The organism is Variovorax ginsengisoli (genome assembly GCF_030811835.1).
Lineage (GTDB): Bacteria > Pseudomonadota > Gammaproteobacteria > Burkholderiales > Burkholderiaceae_C > Variovorax > Variovorax ginsengisoli_C.
In genome coordinates this window covers 193,162-216,555 of the sequence record NZ_JAUSRO010000012.1, presented here as the reverse complement: position 1 = coordinate 216,555, position 23,394 = coordinate 193,162, and the positions used below count along the sequence as shown (strand labels likewise).

Genomic DNA, 23,394 nt, shown 5'->3' with positions numbered 1-23,394 from the left:
GCCAACGGCGACGTGGTGGCCTGGCGTCGCGAGGACGGCGAGCGTGCGTGGCTGTCGGAGCGGCTGAAGAACCGCACGCTGACCGCGCCGCTGGCCGTGGGCCGCACGCTGGTCATCGGCGAAGGCAACGGCACGCTGCACTTCGTCTCGCGCGAAGACGGCGCGCTGCTCAACCGGATCACCCCGGACGGCTCGGCCATTGCCGCGGCCCCGGTGCTGGTGGGCAACACGGTGGTGGTGGTGACCCGCAATGGCGGCGTCTTCGGCTACCGCCCCGAGTAATTGCAAACGACAACACAAGCGAAAGAAGCCCGACCATGACATCCGTGACCCTGAAAGGCCTGCTGTGAAGCCGGTCATCGCCCTGGTCGGGCGGCCCAACGTCGGCAAGTCGACGCTGTTCAACCGGCTCACCCAGACCCGTGACGCCATCGTCGCCGACTTTGCGGGCCTGACGCGCGATCGCCACTATGGCAACGGCCGGCAGGGCAAGCACGAGTTCATCGTGATCGACACCGGCGGCTTCGAGCCGGACGCGGGCAGCGGCATTTTCAAGGAAATGGCCAAGCAGACACGCCAGGCCGTGGCCGAGGCCGACGTCGTGGTGTTTGTGGTCGATGCCCGCGAAGGCCTGTCGGCCCAGGATCACGAGATCGCCAAGGAACTGCGCCGGCTGGGCAAACCGACCGTGCTCGTCGCCAACAAAGCCGAAGGCATGAAGGATGGCACCCGGCTGGTCGACTTCTACGAACTGGGGCTGGGCGATGTGCACGGCGTGTCGGCCGCGCACGGGCAGGGCATCCGCGACCTGGTGGAGCTCGCGCTCGAACCGCTGAACTTGCCCGACCCGGACGATGAGCTCGAAGACGACGACGTCAACAAGCCGATCAAGCTGGCCGTGGCCGGCCGACCCAACGTCGGCAAATCGACGCTGATCAACACCTGGCTGGGTGAAGAGCGCCTGGTGGCCTTCGACATGCCGGGCACGACGCGCGATGCGATCACCGTGCCTTTCGAGCGCAACGGCCAGCACTTCGAACTGATCGACACGGCCGGGTTGCGCCGCAAAGGCAAGGTGTTTGAGGCGATCGAGAAATTTTCGGTGGTCAAGACCCTGCAGGCCATCGAGTCGGCGAACGTGGTGCTGCTGCTGCTCGACGCCACCCAGGGCGTCACCGACCAGGATGCGCACATTGCCGGCTACATTCTCGAATCGGGTCGCGCCGTGGTGATCGCTGTCAACAAGTGGGATGCGGTCGACAGCTATCAGCGCGAACAGGTGCAGCGCCAGATCGAAACGCGGCTGCCGTTTCTCAAGTTCGCGGCGATGCATTTCATCTCTGCCATCAAGCGCCAGGGCCTGGGCCCGGTGTGGCAGGCCATCGCGCAGGCCCACAAGTCCGCCACCCGCAAGATGTCCACGCCGGTGCTCACGCGTCTGCTGCTGGAGGCGGTGCAATTCCAGTCGCCGCAACGGGCAGGTATGTTCCGCCCGAAGATGCGTTATGCCCACCAGGGCGGCATGAATCCACCGGTGATCGTGATTCACGGCAATTCCCTTGAGCACGTGACCGACTCTTACAAGCGTTTTCTCGAAGGCCGATTTCGCAAGGAATTCGATCTGGTAGGGACACCGATGCGCATCGAATTCAAGACGTCGACCAATCCTTACGCCGACAAGGACAAGCATTGAGGCGTGGCGCGCCAAGTGCAAACGCGGGCTTCTGGCGGCAAGTTGCAGGTGGCTCCGAGCCGCGTCAGCGAACAAAGTTCCGTCATTGAAACGCCGTTATTTTCGGGAGGACTTTCTCATTGTTGCTGCAGCGCGGAAACGGTGTGTTAAGGTTCCCGGTCCAACAACTCTTCCTTGAACACGGAGAATATCGTGAGCAACAAAGGGCAACTTTTGCAAGACCCGTTCCTGAACACTTTGCGTCGGGAGCATGTGCCGGTTTCCATTTATTTGGTCAACGGCATCAAGCTTCAGGGTCAGATCGAATCCTTCGATCAATATGTCGTGCTGCTGCGTAACACTGTCACGCAGATGGTCTACAAGCATGCCATTTCCACCATCGTGCCTGGTCGCGCGGTCAACTTCTCGGCCTCCGAGAACGAAGACGCGTCGGCCTGACCTGCACGCGGCGCGACGGGGCGACCCGTCGCGCTTTTTTATTTCTTACCCCGTTTGTCCGAATCGATTCCCCGCCAGGAGGGCGCCGCTGTTCTTGTCGGCGTTGACTTCGGGTTACCCCATTTTGACAGCGAGCTCGAAGAGCTCGGTCTGCTCGCCCAAACCGCAGGTCTGACACCGGTTGCCCGCATCGTCTGCAAACGCAAGGCGCCCGACGCAGCCATGTTCGTGGGTACCGGCAAGGCCGACGAGATCCGTGAACTTGCCGAACTGCACCGCGCGAGCGAGGTCATCTTCGATCAGTCGATCAGCCCCGCGCAGCAACGCAACCTGGAGCGCCAGCTCGGTATTGCGGCCTACGATCGCACCTTTCTGATCCTTGAGATCTTTGCGCAGCGTGCCCGCTCTCACGAGGGCAAGCTGCAGGTCGAGCTCGCGCGTCTGCAATACCTCAGCACGCGTCTTGTGCGCCGATGGTCCCATCTGGAACGCCAGACGGGTGGTGCCGGTGTACGTGGTGGTCCCGGTGAGAAGCAGATCGAACTCGACCGCCGGATGATTGGCGAATCGATCAAGCGCACGCGCGAGCGATTGGCCAAGGTGCAGAAGCAGCGCGGCACGCAGCGCCGCCAGCGCGAGCGACGCGAGACGTTCAATATTTCGCTGGTCGGCTACACCAACGCCGGCAAGTCGTCGATCTTCAACGCCATGGTCAAGGCGCGCGCCTATGCCGCCGACCAGTTGTTCGCCACCCTGGACACCACGACCCGGCATCTGTATCTGGGCGATGCGCGTCGGCAGGTGTCGATTTCAGATACCGTCGGGTTCATCCGCGACTTGCCGCACGGGCTTGTCGATGCCTTCAAGGCGACGCTGCAGGAAGCAGTCGATGCGGACCTGCTTTTGCATGTGGTGGACGCCTCCAACCCGAATTTCCCTGAGCAGATGGCGGAAGTCCAGCGTGTGCTGGCCGACATCGGTGCAGGCGACGTGCCGCAATTGCTTGTGTTCAACAAGCTCGATGCCCTTGAATCTGGACAGTATCCGCTGCATCTGCAAGACGAGATGGAAGTCGATGGCGTTCAGGTCCCGCGCTTTTTCCTGAGCGCGAAGAGCGGCGAAGGCCTGCCAGCGCTGCGCACCGAGTTGGCGCGGCGATCGGGCTCCCTCACAGAAACCATGCCCTTCGATAGCGGGGCTGAATTGCACGATGATGCCCCCTGATTGGGCACAATCGCCCCACTGACGAGAGAAGCAAAACAGAATGAATGCAAAGCCAGTGTGGAGTCGCCTTCAGGGCATGTTCAACTTGAACGACGGACGTTGGGGGCGTGGCGACGAGCCGGCGTCCGGCAACGATCGTCCCACAGCGAACCGTCCCGACGCCGATTCACCCCCCCCTCCGCCGCCACCGCCTCCCCGCGACAACCGCCCCCGCGGCCAAGGCCCGAACCAGGGGCCGCCGGACCTCGACGAACTCTGGCGTGATTTCAACCGCAAGCTGGGCGGCCTGTTCGGCGGTGGACGCGGCGGCAACAACAATGGCCATCGTCCGCCCCCCACTGGCGGCAATGGAGGTGGTTTCCGACCCGACATGAAGAACGCCGGCTATGGCCTGGGCGTGGTGGCGCTGGTGGCCGTGCTGATCTGGCTGGGCACCGGTTTCTTCATCGTGAACGAAGGCCAGCAGGCCGTGATCACGCAGTTCGGCCGCTACAAGTCGACGGTGGGCGCAGGCTTCAATTGGCGTCTGCCGTATCCGATCCAGCGTCACGAGATGGTGGTGGTCACGCAGATACGATCGACGGACGTGGGCCGCGACAGCATCGTGCGCTCGACGGGTCTGCGCGAGTCGGCCATGCTGACCGAAGACGAGAACATTGTCGAAATCAAGTTCGCCGTGCAGTACCGCCTGAGCGATGCGCGAGCCTATCTTTTCGAGAGCAAGGCGCCTGCCGATACCGTCGTGCAGGTGGCTGAGACGGCTGTGCGTGAAGTCGTCGGCAAGATGAAGATGGATGCCGCGCTCGCCGAGGAGCGCGATCAGATCGCGCCGCGTGTGCGTGCGCTGATGCAGACCATCCTCGATCGCTACAAGGTGGGCGTGGAAATCGTGAACATCAACCTGCAGCAGGGTGGCGTGCGTCCGCCCGAGCAGGTGCAGGCGGCTTTCGACGACGTGCTCAAGGCAGGCCAGGAGCGCGAACGTGCCAAGAACGAGGCGCAGGCCTATGCCAACGACGTGGTGCCTCGTGCGACGGGTACCGCATCGCGCCTCAAGGAAGAGTCCGAAGCCTACAAGGCACGCATCGTGGCGCAGGCCCAGGGTGATGCCGGGCGTTTCGCTGCCGTGCTCACTGAATACCAGAAGGCGCCGCAAGTCACGCGTGACCGCATGTACACCGACGCGATGCAGCAGATTTACGCCAATACCACCAAGGTGCTGATCGATTCCCGCCAGGGCTCGAACCTGCTCTATCTGCCGCTCGACAAGATCATGCAGATGTCTGGTCAGGCCGCCGCCACGCCGACGCCAACGGATGCAGCCAGCCCGAATGTGGCGGGCACTGCACCCGCGCAATCGTCGGTGATCCCGGTAGCGCCTACCAGCAACGACGTGCGAGCCCGCGACGGCCGCTCGCGTGACCGCGACGCGCGTTGAGAAAGTCAGAACAATGAACAGAATCGGATTCATCGCATCCACGGTCCTGGTGGCGCTCGCGCTGCTGAGTTCCATGCTTTTCGTGGTCGATCAGCGCCAGTTCGGCGTTGTGTACGCACTGGGGCAGATCAAGCAGGTCATTACCGAGCCGGGTCTCAACTTCAAGTTGCCGCCACCGTTCCAGAACGTGTCGTACATCGACAAGCGCCTGCTGACGCTGTCCAGCCTGGAAACCGAGCCGATGCTCACGGCTGAAAAGCAGCGCGTGGTGATCGACTGGTACGTGCGCTGGCGCGTGACGAACCCGTCGGAGTACATCCGCAACGTGGGCCTCGATGAGAACGCAGGCGCCATGCAGCTCAACCGCGTGGTCCGCAACGCCTTCCAGGAAAACATCAACAAGCGCACCGTGCGTGACCTGATCTCGCTGCGTCGCCAGGATGTGATGGACGACGTCAAGCGCGAAGTGCTGACGGTGGTGCAGGGCGCCAAGCCCTGGGGCGTGGACATCGTCGACGTACGCATCACGCGTGTCGACTACGTCGAGGCCATCACTGAGTCGGTCTACCGCCGGATGGAGGCTGAGCGCAAGCGCGTGGCCAACGAACTGCGTTCGACCGGCTTTGCCGAAGGCGAGAAGATTCGCGCCGATGCCGATCGTCAGCGTGAAGTGACCGTGGCCAACGCGTACCGCGATGCCCAGAAGGTCAAGGGCGAGGGCGACGCGCAGGCTGCTGCGGCGTACAGCGAATCCTTTGGGCGTGACGCCCAGTTCGCCCAGTTCTATCGCAGCCTGGACGCCTACAAGCAGAGCTTCAACAAGAAGAGTGACGTGCTGGTGGTCGACCCGTCGTCTTCCGACTTCTTCCAGGCCCTGCGCGGCTCGGGAACCGGCACTGCCGCGGCACCTCGCCGCTGAGTGCGTGAGCGCCGAAGCCTTCTGGAGCGCGATTGCGCTCGTGCTGGTGATCGAGGGGATCCTTCCCTTCGTATCGCCTGGCGGATGGCGGCGCGGTTTCGGCCAGTTGATGCAACTGCGTGACGGTCAGCTGCGTTTCTTTGGCCTCTGCAGCATCCTGATCGGTTTGTTCGTGCTCTGGCTGGCGAGCTGAAAAGCCCGCTGCCACCGCTTCGGCGGACGACTTGCCGGACCTACGCCTGACAAGGCCAAATCCGCGCGGGCTCCGCGTCCCGGTAGAATTCCGGTTTAACCCCACCCCCGATCTCCATGTCCGCCTGGGTCCTTCCGGATCACATTGCCGATGTGCTGCCTTCCGAGGCACGCCACATCGAAGAACTCCGACGTCAATTGCTCGACACCGCCCGTGGCTATGGCTACGAGCTGGTGATGCCGCCGCTGCTCGAACACCTCGAGTCGCTGCTGTCGGGCACCGGCGAAGCCCTTGACCTGCAGACCTTCAAGCTGGTGGACCAGCTGTCGGGCCGCATGATGGGGCTGCGTGCCGATACGACGCCCCAGGTGGCGCGCATCGACGCGCACCTGCTCAACCGGGAGGGCGTGACGCGCCTGTGCTACTGCGGCCCCGTGCTGCACACACGCCCGGACCGGCCGCACGCCACACGCGAACCCTTGCAGTTCGGCTCCGAAATCTACGGCCACGCGGGCCTGGAAGCCGACACTGAAACGCTGTTGCTCGCGCTTGATTGCCTGCGCGCATCGGGCATCGCCGATGGCGCGATCGTCGATCTGGCAGACGCACGCATCGTGCGCGCGCTGTTCGACGGCGCACCGGGCGATGCGGCTGCGCTCGGACGGGTGCATGCGGCGCTGACGGCCAAGGATGCGAGCGAGTTGCGCGCGCTGACCCGCGACTTCCCGACCGCTTCGCGCGAAGGGCTGCTCGCGCTGGTCGGCTTGTACGGCGATGCATCGGTCCTGACCGAGGCGCAGCGCGCGCTGAAGGCCTGCGCAACGCCTGTCGTGGAGCAGGCGTTGGCTGAGCTGGCGCTGCTGGCTTCGCGCCTGGAGGGTGCCAAGGTGAGTTTTGATCTGGCCGACCTGCGCGGCTACGCGTATTACAGCGGCATGCGTTTCGGCATCTATGTCGAAGGCGCCGCAGACGCATTGGTGCGCGGCGGCCGCTATGACGAAGTCGGCGCCGTGTTCGGCCGCAACCGGCCGGCCGTGGGCTTCAGCCTCGACCTGCGCGAGTTGGTCGGTGTCTTGCCGGCCCGGCCCCAACGCACGGCCATCCGTGCACCCTGGAGCGATGCCACCGGCTTGCGTGCGGCCATTGCCGCGCTGCGCGCCAGCGGTAAAACCGTGGTCTGCGTGCTGCCGGGCCACGACAGTGAAATCGACGAGTTCAACTGCGACCGGGAGCTCGTCGAGCTTGCCGGCCAGTGGAATGTCCGAGCCATCTGAATCTTGAGAAGCGAAACATCATGAGCGTTACCACCGGAAGAAACGTGGTCGTCGTCGGTACCCAATGGGGCGACGAGGGCAAGGGCAAGCTGGTCGATTGGCTGACGGAAAGTGCGCAAGGCGTGGTCCGTTTCCAGGGCGGCCACAACGCGGGCCACACGCTGGTCATCAATGGCGTCAAGACTGCGCTGCACCTGATCCCGAGCGGCATCATGCGGCCCGGCGTCAAGTGCTACATCGGCAACGGCGTGGTGCTGTCGGCAGCCAAGCTCTTCGAGGAGATCGAAGGGCTGGAGAAGGCCGGCGTCGAAGTGCGCTCGCGCCTGCGCATCAGCGAGGCCTGCCCGCTGATCCTGCCGTTCCATGCCGCATTGGACATCGCGCGCGAGGCCTACCGCGAAAAGGGCGGCGTCGAGAAGATCGGTACCACGGGTCGCGGCATCGGACCGGCCTATGAAGACAAGATCGCGCGCCGCGCATTGCGCGTGCAGGATCTGAAGCACCCGGAGCGCTTCGGCGCCAAGCTCAAGGTGCTGCTCGACCTGCACAACCACGTGCTCACCCAGGTGCTCAACGCCCCGGCCGTCGACTATGACGAGGTCTTCAACGAAGCGATGAAGCACGCCGAGCTGCTCAAGCCCATGATGGCCGATGTGTCTCGGGAGCTCAACGATGCACACCGCAACGGCGCCAACCTGCTGTTCGAAGGCGCGCAGGGCACGCTGCTCGACGTGGACCACGGCACCTATCCGTACGTGACCTCCAGCAACTGCGTGGCTGGCAATGCGGCCGCCGGTTCGGGCGTGGGCCCGGGCATGCTGCATTACATCCTGGGCATCACCAAGGCCTACTGCACGCGCGTGGGTGGTGGTCCGTTCCCCACCGAACTCGAATGGGAAACGCCGGGCACGCCGGGCTATCACATGAGCACCGTGGGCGCCGAGAAGGGCGTGACGACCGGCCGCAGCCGTCGTTGCGGCTGGTTCGATGCCGCGCTGCTCAAGCGCTCGGCGCAGGTCAACGGCCTGTCGGGCCTGTGCATCACCAAGCTCGACGTGCTCGATGGCCTGGAAACGCTGGAGCTGTGCACCGGCTATGAGCTCGATGGCGAAGTGACGGACATCCTGCCGATGGGTGCCGACGAGATCGAGCGCTGCACGCCGATCTACGAAACCCTCGAAGGCTGGAGCGACAGCACCGTCGGCGTGACGCAATACGACAAGCTGCCCGTCAACGCGCGGCTGTACCTGCAGCGCATCGAGCAGGTCACCGGCGTGCCGATCCACATGGTGTCGACCAGCCCTGATCGCGATCACACGATCATGATGCGACACCCGTACCTCGCAGACTGAACAGGAACTTCATCATGTTGACCGAAGACGGCAAGCATCTCTACGTCAGCTACGACGAGTACCACAACCTGATCGAGAAACTCGCGATCAAGGTGTACCAGTCGGGCTGGCAGTTCGACACCATCCTGTGCCTCGCGCGGGGCGGCATGCGCCCGGGCGACGTGCTCTCGCGCATTTTCGAGAAGCCGCTCGCGATCATGTCGACGAGCTCCTACCGCGCCGACGCGGGCAAGGTGCAGGGGCACCTGGACATCGCGCGCTACATCACCACGCCCAAGGGCGAGATCGCCGGCCGCGTGCTGCTGGTCGACGATCTGGCCGATTCAGGCCATACCTTGCATGCGGTGATGGACATGCTGCGCAACAACTACGCGCCGATCACCGAACTGCGCAGCGCGGTGCTCTGGACCAAGGCGCTCTCGACCTTCACGCCCGACTATTCGGTCGAGTACCTGGCGACCAATCCGTGGATCCACCAGCCCTTCGAAGGCTACGACAACATGGGCGCCGAGAAACTCCTGCAGAAGTGGTCCGTCTGACTGCCTGAGCGCGGTGACCGCGGGCAGCATGGCCTGGTGATGCACTAGGATCGGTGACATGCGAAAGCCCATCACCGATCTCATTCACCATCCCTACCAGCCGCCGGCGCATTTCGCCGCACCGCAACCCGGAGTCCACCGGGCTTCCACGGTGTTCTTCGCCGACGTCGCCGCCATGCGCGGGCGCGACTGGAAGACCAAGGCCGGCTACACCTACGGCCTGCACGGCACGCCGACCACCTTCACGCTCGAAGAGCGCCTGGCCACACTCGAAGGCGGCACGGCCTGCTTGCTGGTGCCCAGCGGACTCACCGCGCTTGCACTGGTGGCCTTCGCCTTGCTGAAGACGGGCGACGAGGTGCTGATTCCGAACAACGCCTATGGGCCGAACAAGGCATTGGCCGCGGGCGAATTGGCGAACTTCGGCATCACGCACCGGCTCTACGATCCCATGGAGCCGGACGACCTGGTGGCCAAGCTGAACGCGCGCACCCGCCTGGTGTGGCTGGAAGCCGCAGGTTCGGTCACCATGGAGTTCCCCGACCTCCCCGCACTGACTGCGATCTGCCGCGCACATGGCGTGGTCAGCGCGCTCGACAACACCTGGGGGGCCGGCCTGGCCTTCAACCCCTTTGACTTCGATGGCAGTGGGCAGGGCGTCGACATTTCGGCCCATGCACTCACCAAGTACCCCAGTGGCGGGGGCGACGTGTTGATGGGCAGCGTGACCACGCGTGACGACCGGCTGCACAACGCACTCAAGCTCACCCACATGCGCATGGGCTTCGGTGTGGGTGCCAATGATGCCGAACTGCTGCTGCGCTCGCTGCCGAGCATTGCGCTGCGCTATGCGGCCCACGATCGCAGTGCGCGCACGCTGGCGCGTTGGTTCGCATCGCGCGACGAGATCGCGCAGGTGCTGCATCCGGCCATCGAGGGCTCCCCCGGCCACGCGCACTGGCGTCGGCTGTGCGCTGCGCCGTCCAGCGCCGCCGCGGGCGGCGAGGCCGGTGAGCAGGGGCTGGCCGCCGGCTTGTTCTCGGTGGTCTTCGACGAGCGCTTCAGTGCCGACGATGTCGACCGCTTCTGCGACAGCCTGAAACTGTTCCGGCTGGGCTATTCGTGGGGCGGTCCGGTCAGCCTGGTCGTGCCTTACGACGTTGGCCTGATGCGCGATGCCGCGGTGTCGCGCTGGCCGCATCGCGGTACGCTGGTTCGCTTCTCTGTAGGCCTGGAGGCGGTGGAAGACCTGCAGGACGACCTCGAACAGGCGCTCTCGGGGCTCTGAACGGCCCCCGTTATCGCTTACAGTCAGAGCACGCACAGTCATTCGGACTGTCCCGCACCAAGGAGAAGCAGTGGCAGCACCCAACTACGGCTATGAGAAGCGCCAGAAAGAATTGGCCAAGAAGAAAAAGAAGGAAGAGAAGCTGCGGGACAAAGCCCAACGCAAGCTCAGCCCGAGCAGCGATGGTCTCGCGCCGGGCGACCCGGAAACCGACGTGGCTTCGCTGGAAAACGAACCCCCGACCGTGCCTTCGCTGCCGACCAAGAACGGCTGAGTCTTCTGGACGATCACTTCAAACCGCTGCCTGTCATGCACAGGCAGCGGTTTTCTTTTTGCAGGTCCGCCAGCTCAGCGCAGCAGTTTTCGCAATTCGGGCCAGACGTTGTCCAGCATGCGTGGCTGCGCTGCGGCCACGGGATGGATGCGATCCGCCTGGAACAGCGTGGCGGCGTCGGGGCCGTCGGCCACGCCCCGGAGCAGGAAGGGCACCACTGCGGCCTGCGTGGCCTGCGCCACGTCGATGAACACCTTCTCGAAGCGTCGCAGGTAGTCGCTGCCGTAGTTGGGCGGTACCTGGATGCCGATGATCAATACCTTGGCACCGGCGGCCTGCGCGGCCCGCGTCATTTGGGTGAGGTTGTCCTGCGTGTTCTGGATCGGCAGGCCGCGCAGCGCGTCGTTCGCGCCGAGTTCGATCAGCACGTGCGAGGGTTTGTGCTGGGCCAGCAGGGCACCCAGGCGCGCGCGGCCGCCCGAACTGGTGTCGCCGCTGATGCTGGCATTGACGACCTTGGCATCCATCTTCTGCTGGACCAGGCGCTTTTCGAGCAGCGGTACCCAGCCGTCGCCGCGCTTGAGTCCGTATTCAGCCGACAGCGAGTCACCCACCACCAGAATCACCGGGCGCGGCGTGCTCGCCGGCTGTGCCCCGGCGGTGCCCGATACCCATGCGCCGCCGAACAGGCTTGCCGCCGCGATAAAGTGACGCCGATTCATCATTCAAAACCTTTCAATGTCGCAAACCCCATCCGCAGCCATTGTTGCCGTCGAGCATGTTTTCAAATCCGTGACGGACTCGGCCGGTACGCTGGACATTCTGCAGGACATCGATTTCACCCTGGGCGCGCGGGAGACTGCCGCCATCGTGGGGGCGTCGGGCTCAGGCAAGAGCACGCTGCTGTCGATCATTGCCGGCCTGGACACGCCCACGCGCGGTACAGTCAAGCTCGCCGGCCATGACCTCTTTGCCATCGACGAGGACGACCGCGCTGCCCTGCGTGCGCAAAAAGTCGGCTTTGTGTTTCAGAGCTTTCAGTTGTTGGCCAATCTGAGCGCACTCGAAAACGTGATGCTTCCGCTCGAGCTGGCCGATCGCAAGGATGCGCGCAAGGCCGCCACCGAAATGCTGGGCCGCGTGGGCCTGGGCCAGCGGCTGGGGCACTACCCCAAGGTGCTGTCGGGCGGCGAGCAGCAGCGCGTGGCCCTCGCCCGTGCCTTTGTCGTGCAGCCTGCGCTGCTTCTGGCCGATGAACCCACGGGCAGCCTCGACTTCGCGACCGGCGAGCAGGTCATGAAGCTGATGTTCGAGCTCAATCGCGAACTGGGTACGACGCTCGTGCTCGTCACGCACGATCGTGGCATTGCAGCGCAGTGCGAGCGGCGCATCACGATCGAGGCGGGGCGCGTGGGCCGCGACGAGCAAAGCGGTCGCTGAGCGGATCGCTGCCGGCGCCACGCCGGGGCTCGATAATGGCGCCATGTCTTCCCCCAAAGTAATTTTCGGCTTCCATGCCGTGGGCGTGCGCATCAAGACCGCGCCCCAATCGGTGATCGAGGTCATGTTCGACGCCAGCCGGCGCGATGCGCGCATGAAGCAATTCATGGCGCGCGCCCAGGACGCCGGCGTGCGGCTGGTCGAAGCCGATGGCGCGCGGCTGTCCAAGCTCAGTGGCAGCCACGGCCACCAGGGCGTGGCTGCGCGTGTCGAGCCCATCTCCCAGACCCACTCGCTCGACGAGCTCCTGGAGGGCCTGGAGGCCACGGACACCATGCCGCTGCTGCTGGTGCTCGACGGCGTGACCGATCCGCACAACCTGGGCGCCTGCCTGCGCGTGGCCGATGGTGCCGGCGCCCATGCGGTAATCGCGCCCAAGGACCATGCGGCCGGCATCAACGCCACCGTCGCCAAGGTCGCCAGCGGTGCGGCCGAGACCGTGCCGTATTTCATGGTGACCAACCTGGCGCGCACGCTCGGCGAGCTCAAGGAACGCGATATCTGGTGCGTGGGTACCAGCGACGATGCACCCGCGACGCTCTACCAGACCGACCTGAAGCGGCCGCTGGCGCTCGTGCTGGGGGCCGAAGGCGCCGGCATGCGACAGCTCACACGCAAGAGCTGTGATGAGCTGATCAGCATCCCGATGATGGGCGCAGTCGAGAGCCTCAACGTCTCGGTGGCCAGTGGCGTGTGTCTCTACGAGGCGATGCGCCAGCGCAGCTGAAATCAACGACCTGAATCGGTCGGCAGGGTGCCCGTCGTCTCAGGCGTCCAGCCAGGGTGAGCCTTCGCTGGCAGTGGCTGCCAGCATCTCGTCTTCCTTGGCGCCCAGCGCTTCGGCCAGCGCGCGGCGTACCAGTTCCGGCTGGTTGTTCTGTTCACTCAGGTGTGCCGCCACCACGTGGCGCAGGCCATCGTGCAGCACAGCGCGCGCGATGTCTGCGGCTGCAGCATTGGAGAGGTGGCCATAGTTGCCGGCCACGCGGTGCTTGAGAAAGGCCGGATAGGCCGAAGCAGCAAGCATGTCGCTGTCGTGGTTGAACTCCAGCAGCATGGCGTCGACGCCCGCCAGACGGGCCAGCACATGCGGCGTGGCATGGCCCAGGTCGGTCAGCACACCCAGGCTTCGGACCCCGTCCGTGCAGCGCAGCTGCAGTGGTTCCTTGGCATCGTGCGGCACGGTGAAAGGCTGGACCAGCAGGTCACCGACCGTGATGTCCAGGCCGTCGCGCGCCAGGTGCAGATGGCCTTCGAAATCCTTGCCACCGGTGGCCAGCCAGGTGCCCTCGCTCATCCATACCGGCACCCGATTGCGGCGTGCCAGCGAGTGGGCACATCCGATGTGGTCGCCGTGCTCGTGCGTGACGAAGACCGCGTCGAGGTCGCTGGCCGCGAGGCCGACGCGGGCAAGCCGCGCATCGAGCTGGCGAAGCGCGAAGCCGCAATCGATCAGTAGCCGCGAGGTGCGGCCGCCGCTCGACGCTTCGACCAGCGTGCCGTTGCCTGTGCTGCCGCTGCCCAGACTGCGAAAACGCAGCATCTGGCGCCGTTTACTTCAGATCGTCCGCAATGACCTTGACGATGCGCTGGGCGTTCTCGCCCACCACTGGCGCGCCTGCTTCGTTGAGCACCGACACCGTGCTCGTCTCGCCCTGGCTCTTGACCTGGATGCGGTATTTCAGCGGCGCATCATCGGTTTTCTTGCCAAAGTTCAGCAGCTTGGAGAACAGGCCCGGCTCCTTCTTGTCCGGATTGGGCGTCACATAGCGCACGAAGTAGACCCCCGCGCTGCGATCGCGGTCTTCCACCGTGAAGCCGGTGCGGTCCAGCGCCAGCCCCACACGGCGCCAGGCGCGCTCGAAGCCCTCGTTCATCTGCACGACCGGCTGACCATCGACGGTGCCGATGCGCGCGCTCTGCGTCGGTGTGGCCGTCGCGAGCAGTGCCTTGGACTGTTCCTGCGAGACGCCCAACTTGACCATCATGCGGCGCAGGAACTCGGCCTCGAGTTCCGGATCGCTCGGGCGTGGCTGCCAGACCGTCTGGTCCTTGGTGCTGTTGCTGTAGACCTCGGCCATGCCGCGGTGGCTCACGTAGATTTCGGTGGCACCGTTGGGCGCGCGCTCCAGGCGCGTGCGAAAACGGTCGAGCTCGCCGGTGGAGTAGATCGAGTCGACCAGCTTGCCCAGCGTGCTGCGGATGATGTCCTGCGGCAGCTTGGCGCGGTTCTCGGCCCAATCGGTTTCCATGATGCCCAGGTTGCGCTGGTCGGTGGTCAGCAGAAAGCCGTTCTCCTGCCAGAAGTCGCGCACCGGGTCCCAGAGCTGGTCGGCCGGGCGATTGACCACCAGCCAGCGTTGCGAGCCCGAGCGCTCCATGCGCACGTCGCCCATGCCGGAGACGGCTGTGGGCGCGTTGGGCGCACTGGTCAGGCCGGCCTGGTAGCCGTTGGCCGAGACCACGCTGCCAGGAATGGCGTAGCGGTTGTCCCGCGACAGCTGGGTCAGATCGGGGGGAACTTCGAGCGTCGGGGCCTTGCCGGCGCTCTTGTAGTCGACCTTGTCGCCTTCGAGCACCGAACATGCAGCCAGGCTGGCAACCAGGGCCAGCAGTGCGAATCGCGAATAATTCTTCAACGTCTCTTCCTTGGTGGAATGAATTCTGTGGGCGCCGTCGCCCGCTGTGTCGGAGCAGGCGCGCGACAAAAGGTTGCCGGAATTTAAGCGGTGAGAGATAAAAGTTCTACTCAGGCGCTCAGGAGGCCGGCGTCGCGCAGCGCGGTTTCGACCATCGGCTGAACGCCTTCGGACAATGTCGTCAATGGCAGGCGCAGCGCGCCGCCGCATCGACCCAGGCGGGCCAAGGCCCACTTGACCGGAATCGGGTTCGGTTCGACGAACAGGTGGCGGTGCAGCGGCATCAGTTCGAACTGGATGCGCATGGCAGTGGCCACGTCGCCCGCCAGCGCCGCGACGCACAGCTCGTGCATCTTGCGCGGCGCAACGTTGGCCGTCACGCTGATGTTGCCTTTGCCACCGCACAGCATGAGTGCGACAGCAGTCGGGTCGTCGCCCGAGTAAACGGCAAACTCAGGCGGCAGCTCGCGGATCAGCCACTGGGCGCGTTCGATGTTGCCCGTCGCTTCCTTGATGCCGATGATGCCGGGCACCTGTGCCAGGCGCAGCACGGTGTCGTGTGCCATGTCTGCGACCGTGCGCCCGGGCACGTTGTACAGCACGACCGGCAGGTCGCCGACCGCTTCTGCGATCGCCTTGAAGTGCTGGTACTGACCTTCCTGGGTCGGCTTGTTGTAGTAGGGCACCACCTGCAGCTGCGAATTGGCGCCCACGCCGCGGGCGTATTTGGCGAGCTCGATCGCTTCCTTGGTGGAATTGGCGCCGCAGCCAGCCATCACCGGCACCCGGCCCCGGGCCTGTTCGACGGCCACGCGGATGATCTCGCAATGCTCTTCGACGTCGACCGTGGGTGATTCGCCGGTCGTGCCGACCACGCCCAGGCAATCGGTGCCCTCGTCGATATGCCAGTCGATCAGCCGGCGCAGGGCCGGATAGTCGACGCTGCCGTCGTCGTGCATCGGGGTCACGAGCGCAACAATGCTGCCTGTCAGTTGCTCCAAGGGGAATCTCTTTGTCGGTTGGCCGAAAGCAGGCATTCTACTGACTGGACGGCGGTCTCAGAAGTGGGCGGTGCCCGGGTGGGTTTTCGGAACGCGCCGGCGGGCGGACCGCGGCGATGCGCTGCACGAAGCGCGCGGGCGCGTCGAGGTAGCCATCCTCGTAGGCCACCACGCGCAGGCCGGCGCTCGCGGCGAGCAGTTCGCCCGGCTGCAACAGGAAATCCGCACGCGATGGCTTGCCCACCGTCTCGTTGCCCGCGGCAAAGGTCTCGTAGAGCAGCACGCCACCGGGCGCCACGGCCGCGACGATGCCGGGCAGGCGCGCACGCCACAGGTAATTGGTGACCACGACCGCATCGAAATGCTGGCCTTCGAAAGGCCAGGGACCTTCCTCGATATCGGCCTGCAGCGTGCCGCCGAACGTGCGGGCCGCGCCCAGTGCCTCGTCCGAGCGGTCGACGCCCGTCACGCGATGGCCCTGCTCGGCGAACCAGCGCATGTGGCGGCCCGAGCCGCAGGCGACGTCGAGCACCGCACTCCCGGCAGGCACCAGATGCGACCAGCGCACGATCCAGTCGGACGGCGCCATCCCGGCGTGATGGGCAGCGGGCTTCAAAAGCATGACCAGACCTGGTCGACCAGCATCACGAGAAACCCCGGGCGGGTATAGAGCATGAAAACGCCCGCCAGCACGAGCGCGGCGAGCACCAGGCTGCCGGCCTGCAGCCACTGTGGGCGGGTGATCTTCGTCCACACGGTAGTCACGCCGGCTGCGGCACGGTGCGCACGATGGCGCGCTCCTTGACCGGGAGGTTGATGAGCGCCGCGCCCACGCCCAGCGCGATCGCGATGTACCAGACGATGTCGTAGCTGCCGTTGCGGTCGTACAGGTAGCCGCCGAGCCAGACCCCCAGGAACGATCCGACCTGATGCCCGAGGAAGATGAAGCCGCTGAGCATCGACAGGTGCGCCACGCCGAAGATCTGTGCCACGAGCGCATTGGTCACCGGCACCGTCGACAGCCACAGGAAGCCGATCACCGCCGCGAAAACGTAGACCGACAGTGGCGACAGCGGCACCAGCAGGAACAACGATATGGCCACCGCGCGCCCCAGGTAGATGGCCGCGAGGATCTTGCGCTTGGCCAGGCGCTGCCCGAGCGCGCCCGCGGTGTAGGTGCCGAACACATTGAACAGCCCGATCAGTGCAAGCGCATAGCTGGCGACTTCGGGCGACAGGCCCTTGTCGCGCAGGTAGCTCGGCATGTGCACGCCGATGAACACCACCTGGAAGCCACACACGAAATAGCCTGCCATCAGCAGGCCGAAGCTCGGGTATTTGAAGGCCTCGCCCAGCGCCTGCAGGATGGTCTGCTCGCGCCGCGCGCCCGCCGAGGCCTGACGCGGTTCCCGCAGGCCGAAGGCGAGCGGCACGATCAGCAGCACCAGCGCGGCCAGCGCCAGCAGCGCGGTGTGCCAGCCGAAGCGGGCAATCAGTTGTCCCTCGACCGGCACCATCAGGAACTGGCCGAAGGAGCCGGCGGCGGCCGCCACGCCCATGGCCCAGGAGCGCCGTTCGGCCGGAATCTGCCTGCCGATCACGCCGTAGACCACGGCATAGGTGGTGCCCGCCTGCGCCGCGCCGATCAGCACGCCGGCGGTCATGGCGAACATCAGCGGCGTGGGCGACAGCGCCATGCCGGCGAGCCCGGCCGCGTACAGTGCCGCGCCGATCAGCAGCACGCGGAACGCACCCAGCCGGTCGGCCAGCATGCCGGCGAACACGCCCATCACGCCCCACGACAGGTTCTGGATGGCAATGGCGAAGGAAAAGGTCTGCCGCGTCCACCCTTGTTCCTGCGTGATGGGCTGCAGCCAGAGGCCGAAGCCGTGGCGGATGCCCATGGAGAGCGTCACGATCAGCGCGCCGCAGAGCAGCACTTGCTTGATGGACAGTGAAGGGGCGGGGGAAGTCATCCTCCGACTGTAGCCAAAGCGCAAGGGATCTGTTGTCCGGACTGTCCCGCGCATCAGGTGCGCCGTGCAAAGCCATGCTGGTGGCCGCGCCAGGCGCCCCAGCCTGCGAATGCGAGCAACAGACATGGCGCCCACGGCAGGCTCTGCGCGCCGAAATCCGCCAGCAGCCAGCCACCGGCCAGGCCGCCCAGCGCCATCGCCAGGTTCCACGCCGTGACCAGCAACGACTGCGCCACGTCGGCCGAATCGGCGGGCCCGCCGTCCGCCGCGTTCGCCGCCGCAGTCTGGAAGAGGGTGGCGGTTCCGCCGAACGCCACGCCCCAGACGGCCATGCCAGCGATGATCGTCGGCGGGTGGTCGCTCGCCAGCGCGAGGACCAGCGCGGCGGCACCGAAGGCGCCGATGCCGGCCAGCGCCAGCGCGCGCAGCCAGCGGTCGATCAACAGCGCGGTGAGCCAGATGCCGACCAGCGACGCGCAGCCGAACACGAGCAGCAAGACGTCGATGCGCGCCGCCATGCCCGCCTGCGCGAGGAACGGCGCGATGTAGGTGTAGAGCAGGTTGTGCGCGAGCACGAACGCCAGCAGCACCCCCAGCACCGTGCACAGCCCGGGCAGGGCGAGCACCTGGCGCAGGCCGGTCTGTCGAGCGGCCGAGGCGCCCGGGAAATCGGGCACCGTTGCGCGCACCCAGCCGAGCAGCAGCACGCTGAGCACCGACAGGGCGCCGAAGGTGGCTTGCCAGCCCAGCCAACCACCCAGCCAGGTGCCCGCTGGAATGCCCAGCGACAGCGCAACCGGCGCTCCCAGCATGGCCACGGCGATGGCGCGTCCGCGCAACGCAGGCGCCACCATGCGGCTCGCCTGGCCGGCCAGCAACGCCCAGAGCAGGCCCGCGAACATGCCCGCAAGGAAACGGGCGGCCAGCGTCAGACCGTATTGCGTCGACAGTGCGGTGACAGTATTCACGAGCGCAAAGCCGCCGACGGCAGCCAGCAGCAAGGGCCGTCGCCGCCAGCCGCGCGTGGCCGCGACCAGCGGGATCGCAGCAAGCAGCGATCCCAGCGCGTAGACCGTCACCAACTGCCCAACCAGCGCTTGCGACACGTCCAGGCTCGCTGCCATCGAGGGCAGCAGGCCGGCGGGCAGTGCTTCGGTCAAGATGGTGAGGAAACCTGCGGCCGCCAGCGCCAGCAGGCCGCCCAAGGGCAGACTCGCGCGTTCCTGCGGAGCGACGGACTCGGGCATCGACGGGCACAGCGCTTCCTTCATGGCGTGCCTCCCATGCGACCCAGGCTGGCATACACCGCGTCGCGCAGCGCGTGCACGAAGTCGCCCGACATGCCTTCGTAGAGCGTGTTGGTGAACGCGACCACGCTGAGACGGCGTGGCGGGTCGACGAACCAGGAGTGCCCGTAGGCGCCGCCCCAGCGCCAGGTGCCCGGCGATTCGGGGGACGCCGCTGCCTGCGGGTCGTGCAAGACGGAAAAACCCAACCCGAAGCCTGTGCCGGGGGCGTCGGGCGGCCCCTTGTCGCCTGTCTGGTTGCGGCCCATCTCAGCCACCAGTGCGGGCGGAAATAGCGGACCACCGCCGGTGCGCAGCGTCTCGAGCAGCCGCAGGAAATCGCCGGCGCTGCCGACCATCCCCGCGCCGCCGGACGCAAAGGCAGTCGGGTCGAGCGCGCGCGCCGGGTCGAACTCGATGCCGACGGCACCTTCGAACGGCGTTACCGTTTCTCCCGACCGCAGCCGGTGCGGTGCCGGATCGTCGTTCACGTAGGCGGTGGCCAGCCGCTGCGCATCGCTGGTGTGGAAACCGGTGTCGTGCAGGCCGAGCGGCTGTGTCACGAGTGCCCGCACCGCGTTGGGCAGCGCCTGGCCGGTGACGCTCTCGATCACGCCGCCCAGCACGTCGATGGCCAGCGAGTAGCCCCAGGCCGTGCCTGGCGCGTAGAGCAACGGTACGCCGGCAATGCGGCGAAGGTTCTCGGCCAGCGTGAGGCGGGCGCCGTCCAGGCCGTCCGATACGCCGGCACGTGCAAGGGGTCCCGTGCGGTCGGTTTCGAGAAAGCGGTAGCCGAGTCCGGCCGTGTGCGTGAGCAACTGCCGCACCGTCAGCCGCGCGGGCGTCTGGCCGGGCAGGGCAGGCCGAAACTGAGGCAACCAGCGGTCGACCGGATCGTCGAGGTCCAACCTGCCCTGGCCGACCAGCACCAGCGCGGCAGCCGAGACGATGGGTTTGGAGACCGAAGCGAGGCGAAACAACGTGTCTTCGGTCATCGGCCGGCCGGCTTCACGATCGGCCAGCCCGGCAGCGCGCCGATAGACAGTCTGGCCGTTGCAGGCGACCAGAAGCATGGCACCGACCAGGCGCTGGCGCTGCAGTGCGCGGTCGACCACTGCGTCGATGGCGGAGGTGGCGACGGGTGGCGGAGTGGCCGAAGCGGCCGGTGAGATCGAGATGTGCATCGGAGTTCCTGAAAAGGGATGAAGGCGATCCAGAAACGATAGGGATGCCAAGACTCTGGAAAAAGAGGGATAGAGTTCCGTTGTCTGCGGACATTTATGTCCGCAATCGGGCAACTGGCACTCTTTCCAACTCGCACTCCTTCTCCATGGACAGCCTGACCGGCTTCATCGTTTTCGTTCAGGTGGCTGAGACCCGCAGCTTCGTGGCTGCGGGTCGGTTGCTCGGCGTGTCCGCATCGGCAGTGGGCAAGCGTGTCGCGCGGCTCGAAGAGCGGCTGGGCGTGCGCCTGTTCCACCGCAGCACACGCAGCATCACGCTCACTGCGGAGGGCAGCCTGTTTCTCGAACGCAGCCGGCGCGTTCTGGCCGAGATCGAGGCGGCAGAGATGGAGCTTTGCAGCGCGACCGACGTGCCACGTGGCCGGCTGCGGGTGAGCCTGCCGCAGATCAGCGCGCTCATGTTGCCGCTGCTTGGGGCTTTCATGCGGGCCCACCCGGCCATCGAACTGGACCTCGACTTCACGGATCGCATGGTCGACGTGATCGACGAAGGCTTCGACGCCGTGGTGCGCACCGGCGAACCGGTCGATTCCCGCCTGTCCGCACGACGGCTCGGGTCCTTTGCGTCGGTGCTGGTGGCATCGCCCGACTACCTCGCCCGTTGCGGCGAGCCACAGCGGGCGGCCGATCTGGCGCAGCACGCCTGCCTGCACTACCGCTATCCGAATACCGGCAAGCTGGAGGTCTGGCCGTTGCAGCCCGATGCCGAAGGTGCCGATCTGCGGCTGCCGACTTCCATGGTCTGCAACAACATCGAGACGCGGCTGTGCTTTGCCTTGCGCGGTCTGGGCATCGCCTACCTGCCTGAATTCGCCGCGCGCGACGACCTGGCGACGGGGCGCCTGCGCAGCGTGCTGGCGGCGCAACTGCGCCCGCGGATGGTCGACTTCCAGGTGCTGTGGCCGTCCGGGCGCCACCTGACGCCAAGGCTGCGTGTATTCATCGATTTCCTCACGGCACGCACCTCCGGCTTACCAGGTTCCCCCATGACGGACTGAACTTCACAGCGGGTTTTGCTGCTACGAACTGTATGAGCATCCAGTTCTTCCTTCCGGCCTCACTACAATCCGCCCCATGGCGACTCCTCCCAAGATTCCTTCCGCTCTCCCCGCGTATTCCGAAGGCTCCATCCGCGTGCTCAAGGGCCTCGAGCCCGTCAAGCAGCGTCCGGGCATGTACACGCGCACCGACAACCCGCTGCACATCATCCAGGAGGTGCTGGACAACGCGGCCGACGAGGCGCTGGCTGGCTACGGCAAGAAGATCAAGGTCGTGCTGCACGCCGACGGTTCGGTGAGCGTGGAAGACGACGGCCGCGGTATTCCCTTCGGCTTGCATCCCGAAGAAAAAGCCCCGGTGGTCGAGCTGGTGTTCACGCGCCTTCACGCGGGTGGCAAGTTCGACAAGGGCTCGGGCGGCGCCTACAGCTTTTCAGGTGGCCTGCATGGCGTGGGCGTGAGCGTGACCAACGCACTGTCCACGCGCCTCGAAGTCACGTCCTACCGAGAGAACGCCGTGGCACAGCTGGCGTTTTCCGCCGGCGACGTGATCGAGCCGTTGAAGATCCGTCCGCAGGAAAGCGCCGCGAACAGCGCCGACGGCACGCGCGACCGCAAGCAAGGCACCACGGTGCGCGCCTGGCCCGACCCGAAGTACTTCGAGTCGGCCGCGCTGCCGATCCACGAACTGACGCATCTGCTGCGCAGCAAGGCCGTGCTGATGCCCGGCGTCACAGTGACGCTGGTCAACGAGAAAACCAAGGACACGCAGCAGTGGCTTTACAAGGGTGGCCTGCGCGACTACCTGATGCAGACGCTCCATGGCGAGCCGGTCATCCCCCTGTTCGAAGGCGCCGGCCATGCCGACCGGAACGCCGACAACTTCGCCGAAGGCGAGGGCGCCGACTGGTGCGTGGCCTTCACCGAAGACGGCCAGCCGGTGCGTGAGAGCTACGTCAACCTGATTCCGACCAGCGCCGGCGGCACGCATGAGAGCGGCCTGCGCGACGGCCTGTTCACCGCGGTCAAGAGCTTCATCGAGTTGCATTCGCTGCTGCCCAAGGGCGTGAAACTGCTGCCGGAGGACGTGTTCGCGCGCGCTTCGTACGTGCTGAGCGCCAAGGTGCTCGACCCGCAGTTTCAGGGCCAGATCAAGGAACGCCTCAACTCCCGCGATGCGGTGCGGCTGGTGTCGAGCTTCGTGCGCCCGGCGCTGGAGCTCTGGCTCAACCAGCACGTCGACTACGGCAGGAAGCTGGCTGAGTTGGCCATCAAGGCGGCGCAGACGCGTCAGAAGGCCGGCCAGAAGGTCGAAAAACGCAAGGGCTCCGGCGTGGCCGTGCTGCCGGGCAAGCTGACCGATTGCGAGAGCCGTGACATCAGCCACAACGAGGTCTTCCTGGTCGAGGGCGACTCGGCTGGCGGCAGCGCCAAGATGGGCCGCGACAAGGAGTCGCAGGCGGTGCTGCCGCTGCGTGGCAAGGTGCTCAACACCTGGGAGGTCGAGCGCGACCGGCTCTTCGCCAACACCGAAATCCATGACATCTCGGTGGCGATCGGCGTCGATCCGCACGGCCCCAACGACACGCCCGACATGAGCGGCCTGCGCTACGGCAAAGTCTGCATCCTGTCGGATGCCGACGTCGACGGCTCACACATCCAGGTGCTGCTGCTCACGCTGTTCTTCCGTCATTTTCCGAAGCTCATCGAGACCGGGCACGTCTACGTGGCCAAGCCGCCGCTGTACCGGGTCGATGCGCCCGCACGGGGCAAGAAGCCGGCATCGAAGGTGTATGCCCTCGACGAGGGCGAACTGGTCGCCACGCTCGACAAGCTGCGCAAGGATGGCGTGAAAGAAGGCGCCTGGAGCATCAGCCGCTTCAAGGGCCTGGGGGAAATGAACGCGGAACAATTGTGGGAAACCACGCTCAATCCGGATACGCGTCGCCTGATGCAGGTCGGCCTCGGCCGGTTGGCCTTCGGCGCGACCGAAGTCGAGATCACCAAGCTCATGGGCAAGGGCGAGGCCGCTGCGCGCCGTGAGCTGATGGAGATCCGGGCCGACGACATCGAGATCGACGTCTGACGGCGCTCATCGACCCATCCACCTAACGAACG

General features: G+C 65.8%; 25 protein-coding genes. 16 read left to right on the top strand and 9 right to left on the bottom strand.

Translation table 11 applies throughout. The annotated features are described in order from the left end of the window. From J2W36_RS19035 to J2W36_RS18980, 12 genes are all read left to right on the top strand, one after another. Positions 1-282 (top strand): outer membrane protein assembly factor BamB family protein (locus tag J2W36_RS19035; protein ID WP_307691325.1); only part of this gene is annotated, 282 nt, incomplete at its 5' end. Positions 283-346: 64 nt separating this feature from the next. Continuing rightward, positions 347-1,693 (top strand): ribosome biogenesis GTPase Der, encoded by a 1,347-nt coding sequence (der, locus tag J2W36_RS19030; protein ID WP_307691324.1) that lies wholly within the window; start codon positions 347-349, stop codon positions 1,691-1,693. 192 nt (positions 1,694-1,885) lie between these two features. Then, positions 1,886-2,131 (top strand): RNA chaperone Hfq, encoded by a 246-nt coding sequence (hfq, locus tag J2W36_RS19025; protein ID WP_307691323.1) that lies wholly within the window; start codon positions 1,886-1,888, stop codon positions 2,129-2,131. A gap of 54 nt (positions 2,132-2,185) precedes the next feature. Beyond that, positions 2,186-3,355: a GTPase HflX gene (hflX, locus tag J2W36_RS19020; protein ID WP_307691322.1), complete on the top strand. Its 1,170-nt coding sequence runs from the start codon at positions 2,186-2,188 to the stop codon at positions 3,353-3,355. Between the two features lie 76 nt (positions 3,356-3,431). Further along, positions 3,432-4,793, top strand: a complete 1,362-nt coding sequence (hflK, locus tag J2W36_RS19015) for an FtsH protease activity modulator HflK (protein WP_307691335.1) — start codon at positions 3,432-3,434, stop codon at positions 4,791-4,793. 13 nt (positions 4,794-4,806) lie between these two features. Further along, on the top strand, positions 4,807-5,712 hold the full coding sequence (gene hflC, locus J2W36_RS19010) for a protease modulator HflC (RefSeq protein WP_307691321.1): 906 nt from the start codon (positions 4,807-4,809) through the stop codon (positions 5,710-5,712). A gap of 4 nt (positions 5,713-5,716) precedes the next feature. After that, positions 5,717-5,905 (top strand): DUF2065 domain-containing protein, encoded by a 189-nt coding sequence (locus tag J2W36_RS19005; protein WP_307691320.1) that lies wholly within the window; start codon positions 5,717-5,719, stop codon positions 5,903-5,905. Between the two features lie 116 nt (positions 5,906-6,021). Next, positions 6,022-7,179 carry an ATP phosphoribosyltransferase regulatory subunit gene (locus J2W36_RS19000; RefSeq protein ID WP_307691319.1) on the top strand — a complete coding sequence of 386 codons (1,158 nt, stop codon included), beginning with the start codon at positions 6,022-6,024 and terminating at the stop codon, positions 7,177-7,179. 20 nt (positions 7,180-7,199) lie between these two features. Beyond that, on the top strand, positions 7,200-8,531 hold the full coding sequence (locus tag J2W36_RS18995; RefSeq protein WP_307691318.1) for an adenylosuccinate synthase: 1,332 nt from the start codon (positions 7,200-7,202) through the stop codon (positions 8,529-8,531). 14 nt (positions 8,532-8,545) lie between these two features. Beyond that, positions 8,546-9,070 carry a phosphoribosyltransferase gene (locus J2W36_RS18990; RefSeq protein ID WP_307691317.1) on the top strand — a complete coding sequence of 175 codons (525 nt, stop codon included), beginning with the start codon at positions 8,546-8,548 and terminating at the stop codon, positions 9,068-9,070. 58 nt (positions 9,071-9,128) lie between these two features. Further along, positions 9,129-10,358 (top strand): PLP-dependent transferase, encoded by a 1,230-nt coding sequence (locus J2W36_RS18985; protein WP_307691316.1) that lies wholly within the window; start codon positions 9,129-9,131, stop codon positions 10,356-10,358. A 70-nt stretch (positions 10,359-10,428) separates the two neighbouring features. Further along, complete coding sequence (locus J2W36_RS18980) at positions 10,429-10,632, top strand: hypothetical protein (RefSeq protein ID WP_307691315.1); 204 nt, start codon at positions 10,429-10,431, stop codon at positions 10,630-10,632. Between the two features lie 74 nt (positions 10,633-10,706). On the opposite strand, the gene J2W36_RS18975 is transcribed toward J2W36_RS18980, so the two are convergent. Next, complete coding sequence (locus J2W36_RS18975; RefSeq protein ID WP_307691314.1) at positions 10,707-11,354, bottom strand: arylesterase; 648 nt, start codon at positions 11,352-11,354, stop codon at positions 10,707-10,709. 16 nt (positions 11,355-11,370) lie between these two features. Between J2W36_RS18975 and J2W36_RS18970 the strand changes: the two genes are divergently transcribed. Both J2W36_RS18970 and rlmB read left to right on the top strand, forming a co-directional pair. Then, a complete protein-coding gene (locus J2W36_RS18970; protein ID WP_307691312.1) occupies positions 11,371-12,072 on the top strand; it encodes an ABC transporter ATP-binding protein in 702 nt (233 codons plus the stop codon). A gap of 43 nt (positions 12,073-12,115) precedes the next feature. Then, positions 12,116-12,859: a 23S rRNA (guanosine(2251)-2'-O)-methyltransferase RlmB gene (gene rlmB / locus J2W36_RS18965; RefSeq protein ID WP_307691311.1), complete on the top strand. Its 744-nt coding sequence runs from the start codon at positions 12,116-12,118 to the stop codon at positions 12,857-12,859. Positions 12,860-12,898: 39 nt separating this feature from the next. Here the strand turns inward: rlmB and J2W36_RS18960 are convergent, their stop codons facing one another. The 8 genes from J2W36_RS18960 to J2W36_RS18925 all read right to left on the bottom strand — a co-directional run bounded on the left by J2W36_RS18960 (position 12,899) and on the right by J2W36_RS18925 (position 20,218). Further along, entirely contained in the window at positions 12,899-13,675 is a 777-nt protein-coding gene (locus J2W36_RS18960; RefSeq protein ID WP_307691310.1) for an MBL fold metallo-hydrolase, read from the bottom strand. Positions 13,676-13,685: 10 nt separating this feature from the next. Beyond that, positions 13,686-14,771, bottom strand: coding sequence for an NlpB/DapX family lipoprotein (gene bamC, locus J2W36_RS18955; RefSeq protein WP_307691309.1), 1,086 nt, complete (start codon positions 14,769-14,771; stop codon positions 13,686-13,688). Positions 14,772-14,881: 110 nt separating this feature from the next. Beyond that, complete coding sequence (gene dapA / locus J2W36_RS18950) at positions 14,882-15,808, bottom strand: 4-hydroxy-tetrahydrodipicolinate synthase (protein WP_370869353.1); 927 nt, start codon at positions 15,806-15,808, stop codon at positions 14,882-14,884. Between the two features lies 1 nt (position 15,809). Beyond that, positions 15,810-16,394, bottom strand: a complete 585-nt coding sequence (locus tag J2W36_RS18945; RefSeq protein ID WP_307691307.1) for a class I SAM-dependent methyltransferase — start codon at positions 16,392-16,394, stop codon at positions 15,810-15,812. Beyond that, positions 16,385-16,537, bottom strand: coding sequence for a hypothetical protein (locus J2W36_RS18940; protein ID WP_307691336.1), 153 nt, complete (start codon positions 16,535-16,537; stop codon positions 16,385-16,387). The genes J2W36_RS18945 and J2W36_RS18940 overlap by 10 nt, the downstream gene beginning before the upstream one ends. Then, positions 16,534-17,748, bottom strand: a complete 1,215-nt coding sequence (locus J2W36_RS18935) for an MFS transporter (RefSeq protein ID WP_307691306.1) — start codon at positions 17,746-17,748, stop codon at positions 16,534-16,536. Before J2W36_RS18935 ends, J2W36_RS18940 begins: the two co-directional genes overlap by 4 nt. 53 nt (positions 17,749-17,801) lie before the next feature. Further along, positions 17,802-19,019 (bottom strand): MFS transporter, encoded by a 1,218-nt coding sequence (locus J2W36_RS18930; protein ID WP_307691305.1) that lies wholly within the window; start codon positions 19,017-19,019, stop codon positions 17,802-17,804. Then, positions 19,016-20,218, bottom strand: a complete 1,203-nt coding sequence (locus J2W36_RS18925) for a serine hydrolase domain-containing protein (protein WP_307691304.1) — start codon at positions 20,216-20,218, stop codon at positions 19,016-19,018. Before J2W36_RS18925 ends, J2W36_RS18930 begins: the two co-directional genes overlap by 4 nt. Positions 20,219-20,364: 146 nt before the next feature. On the opposite strand from J2W36_RS18925, the gene J2W36_RS18920 reads away from it, so the two are divergent. Continuing rightward, a complete protein-coding gene (locus tag J2W36_RS18920; protein ID WP_307691303.1) occupies positions 20,365-21,276 on the top strand; it encodes a LysR family transcriptional regulator in 912 nt (303 codons plus the stop codon). A 76-nt stretch (positions 21,277-21,352) separates the two neighbouring features. Continuing rightward, on the top strand, positions 21,353-23,362 hold the full coding sequence (locus tag J2W36_RS18915) for a DNA topoisomerase IV subunit B (RefSeq protein WP_307691302.1): 2,010 nt from the start codon (positions 21,353-21,355) through the stop codon (positions 23,360-23,362). Positions 23,363-23,394 lie beyond the last annotated feature (32 nt).

Coding starts and splice junctions, on each gene's coding strand:
- hflK (WP_307691335.1), top strand. CDS start 3,432: ATGTTCAACTTGAACGACGGACGTTGGGGGCGTGGCGACGAGCCGGCG.
- hflC (WP_307691321.1), top strand. CDS start 4,807: ATGAACAGAATCGGATTCATCGCATCCACGGTCCTGGTGGCGCTCGCG.
- J2W36_RS19000 (WP_307691319.1), top strand. CDS start 6,022: ATGTCCGCCTGGGTCCTTCCGGATCACATTGCCGATGTGCTGCCTTCC.
- J2W36_RS18995 (WP_307691318.1), top strand. CDS start 7,200: ATGAGCGTTACCACCGGAAGAAACGTGGTCGTCGTCGGTACCCAATGG.
- J2W36_RS18990 (WP_307691317.1), top strand. CDS start 8,546: ATGTTGACCGAAGACGGCAAGCATCTCTACGTCAGCTACGACGAGTAC.
- J2W36_RS18985 (WP_307691316.1), top strand. CDS start 9,129: ATGCGAAAGCCCATCACCGATCTCATTCACCATCCCTACCAGCCGCCG.
- J2W36_RS18975 (WP_307691314.1), bottom strand. CDS start 11,354: ATGAATCGGCGTCACTTTATCGCGGCGGCAAGCCTGTTCGGCGGCGCA.
- J2W36_RS18970 (WP_307691312.1), top strand. CDS start 11,371: ATGTCGCAAACCCCATCCGCAGCCATTGTTGCCGTCGAGCATGTTTTC.
- rlmB (WP_307691311.1), top strand. CDS start 12,116: ATGTCTTCCCCCAAAGTAATTTTCGGCTTCCATGCCGTGGGCGTGCGC.
- J2W36_RS18960 (WP_307691310.1), bottom strand. CDS start 13,675: ATGCTGCGTTTTCGCAGTCTGGGCAGCGGCAGCACAGGCAACGGCACG.
- dapA (WP_370869353.1), bottom strand. CDS start 15,808: ATGCCTGCTTTCGGCCAACCGACAAAGAGATTCCCCTTGGAGCAACTG.
- J2W36_RS18945 (WP_307691307.1), bottom strand. CDS start 16,394: ATGCTTTTGAAGCCCGCTGCCCATCACGCCGGGATGGCGCCGTCCGAC.
- J2W36_RS18935 (WP_307691306.1), bottom strand. CDS start 17,748: ATGACTTCCCCCGCCCCTTCACTGTCCATCAAGCAAGTGCTGCTCTGC.
- J2W36_RS18930 (WP_307691305.1), bottom strand. CDS start 19,019: ATGAAGGAAGCGCTGTGCCCGTCGATGCCCGAGTCCGTCGCTCCGCAG.
- J2W36_RS18925 (WP_307691304.1), bottom strand. CDS start 20,218: ATGCACATCTCGATCTCACCGGCCGCTTCGGCCACTCCGCCACCCGTC.
- J2W36_RS18920 (WP_307691303.1), top strand. CDS start 20,365: ATGGACAGCCTGACCGGCTTCATCGTTTTCGTTCAGGTGGCTGAGACC.
- J2W36_RS18915 (WP_307691302.1), top strand. CDS start 21,353: ATGGCGACTCCTCCCAAGATTCCTTCCGCTCTCCCCGCGTATTCCGAA.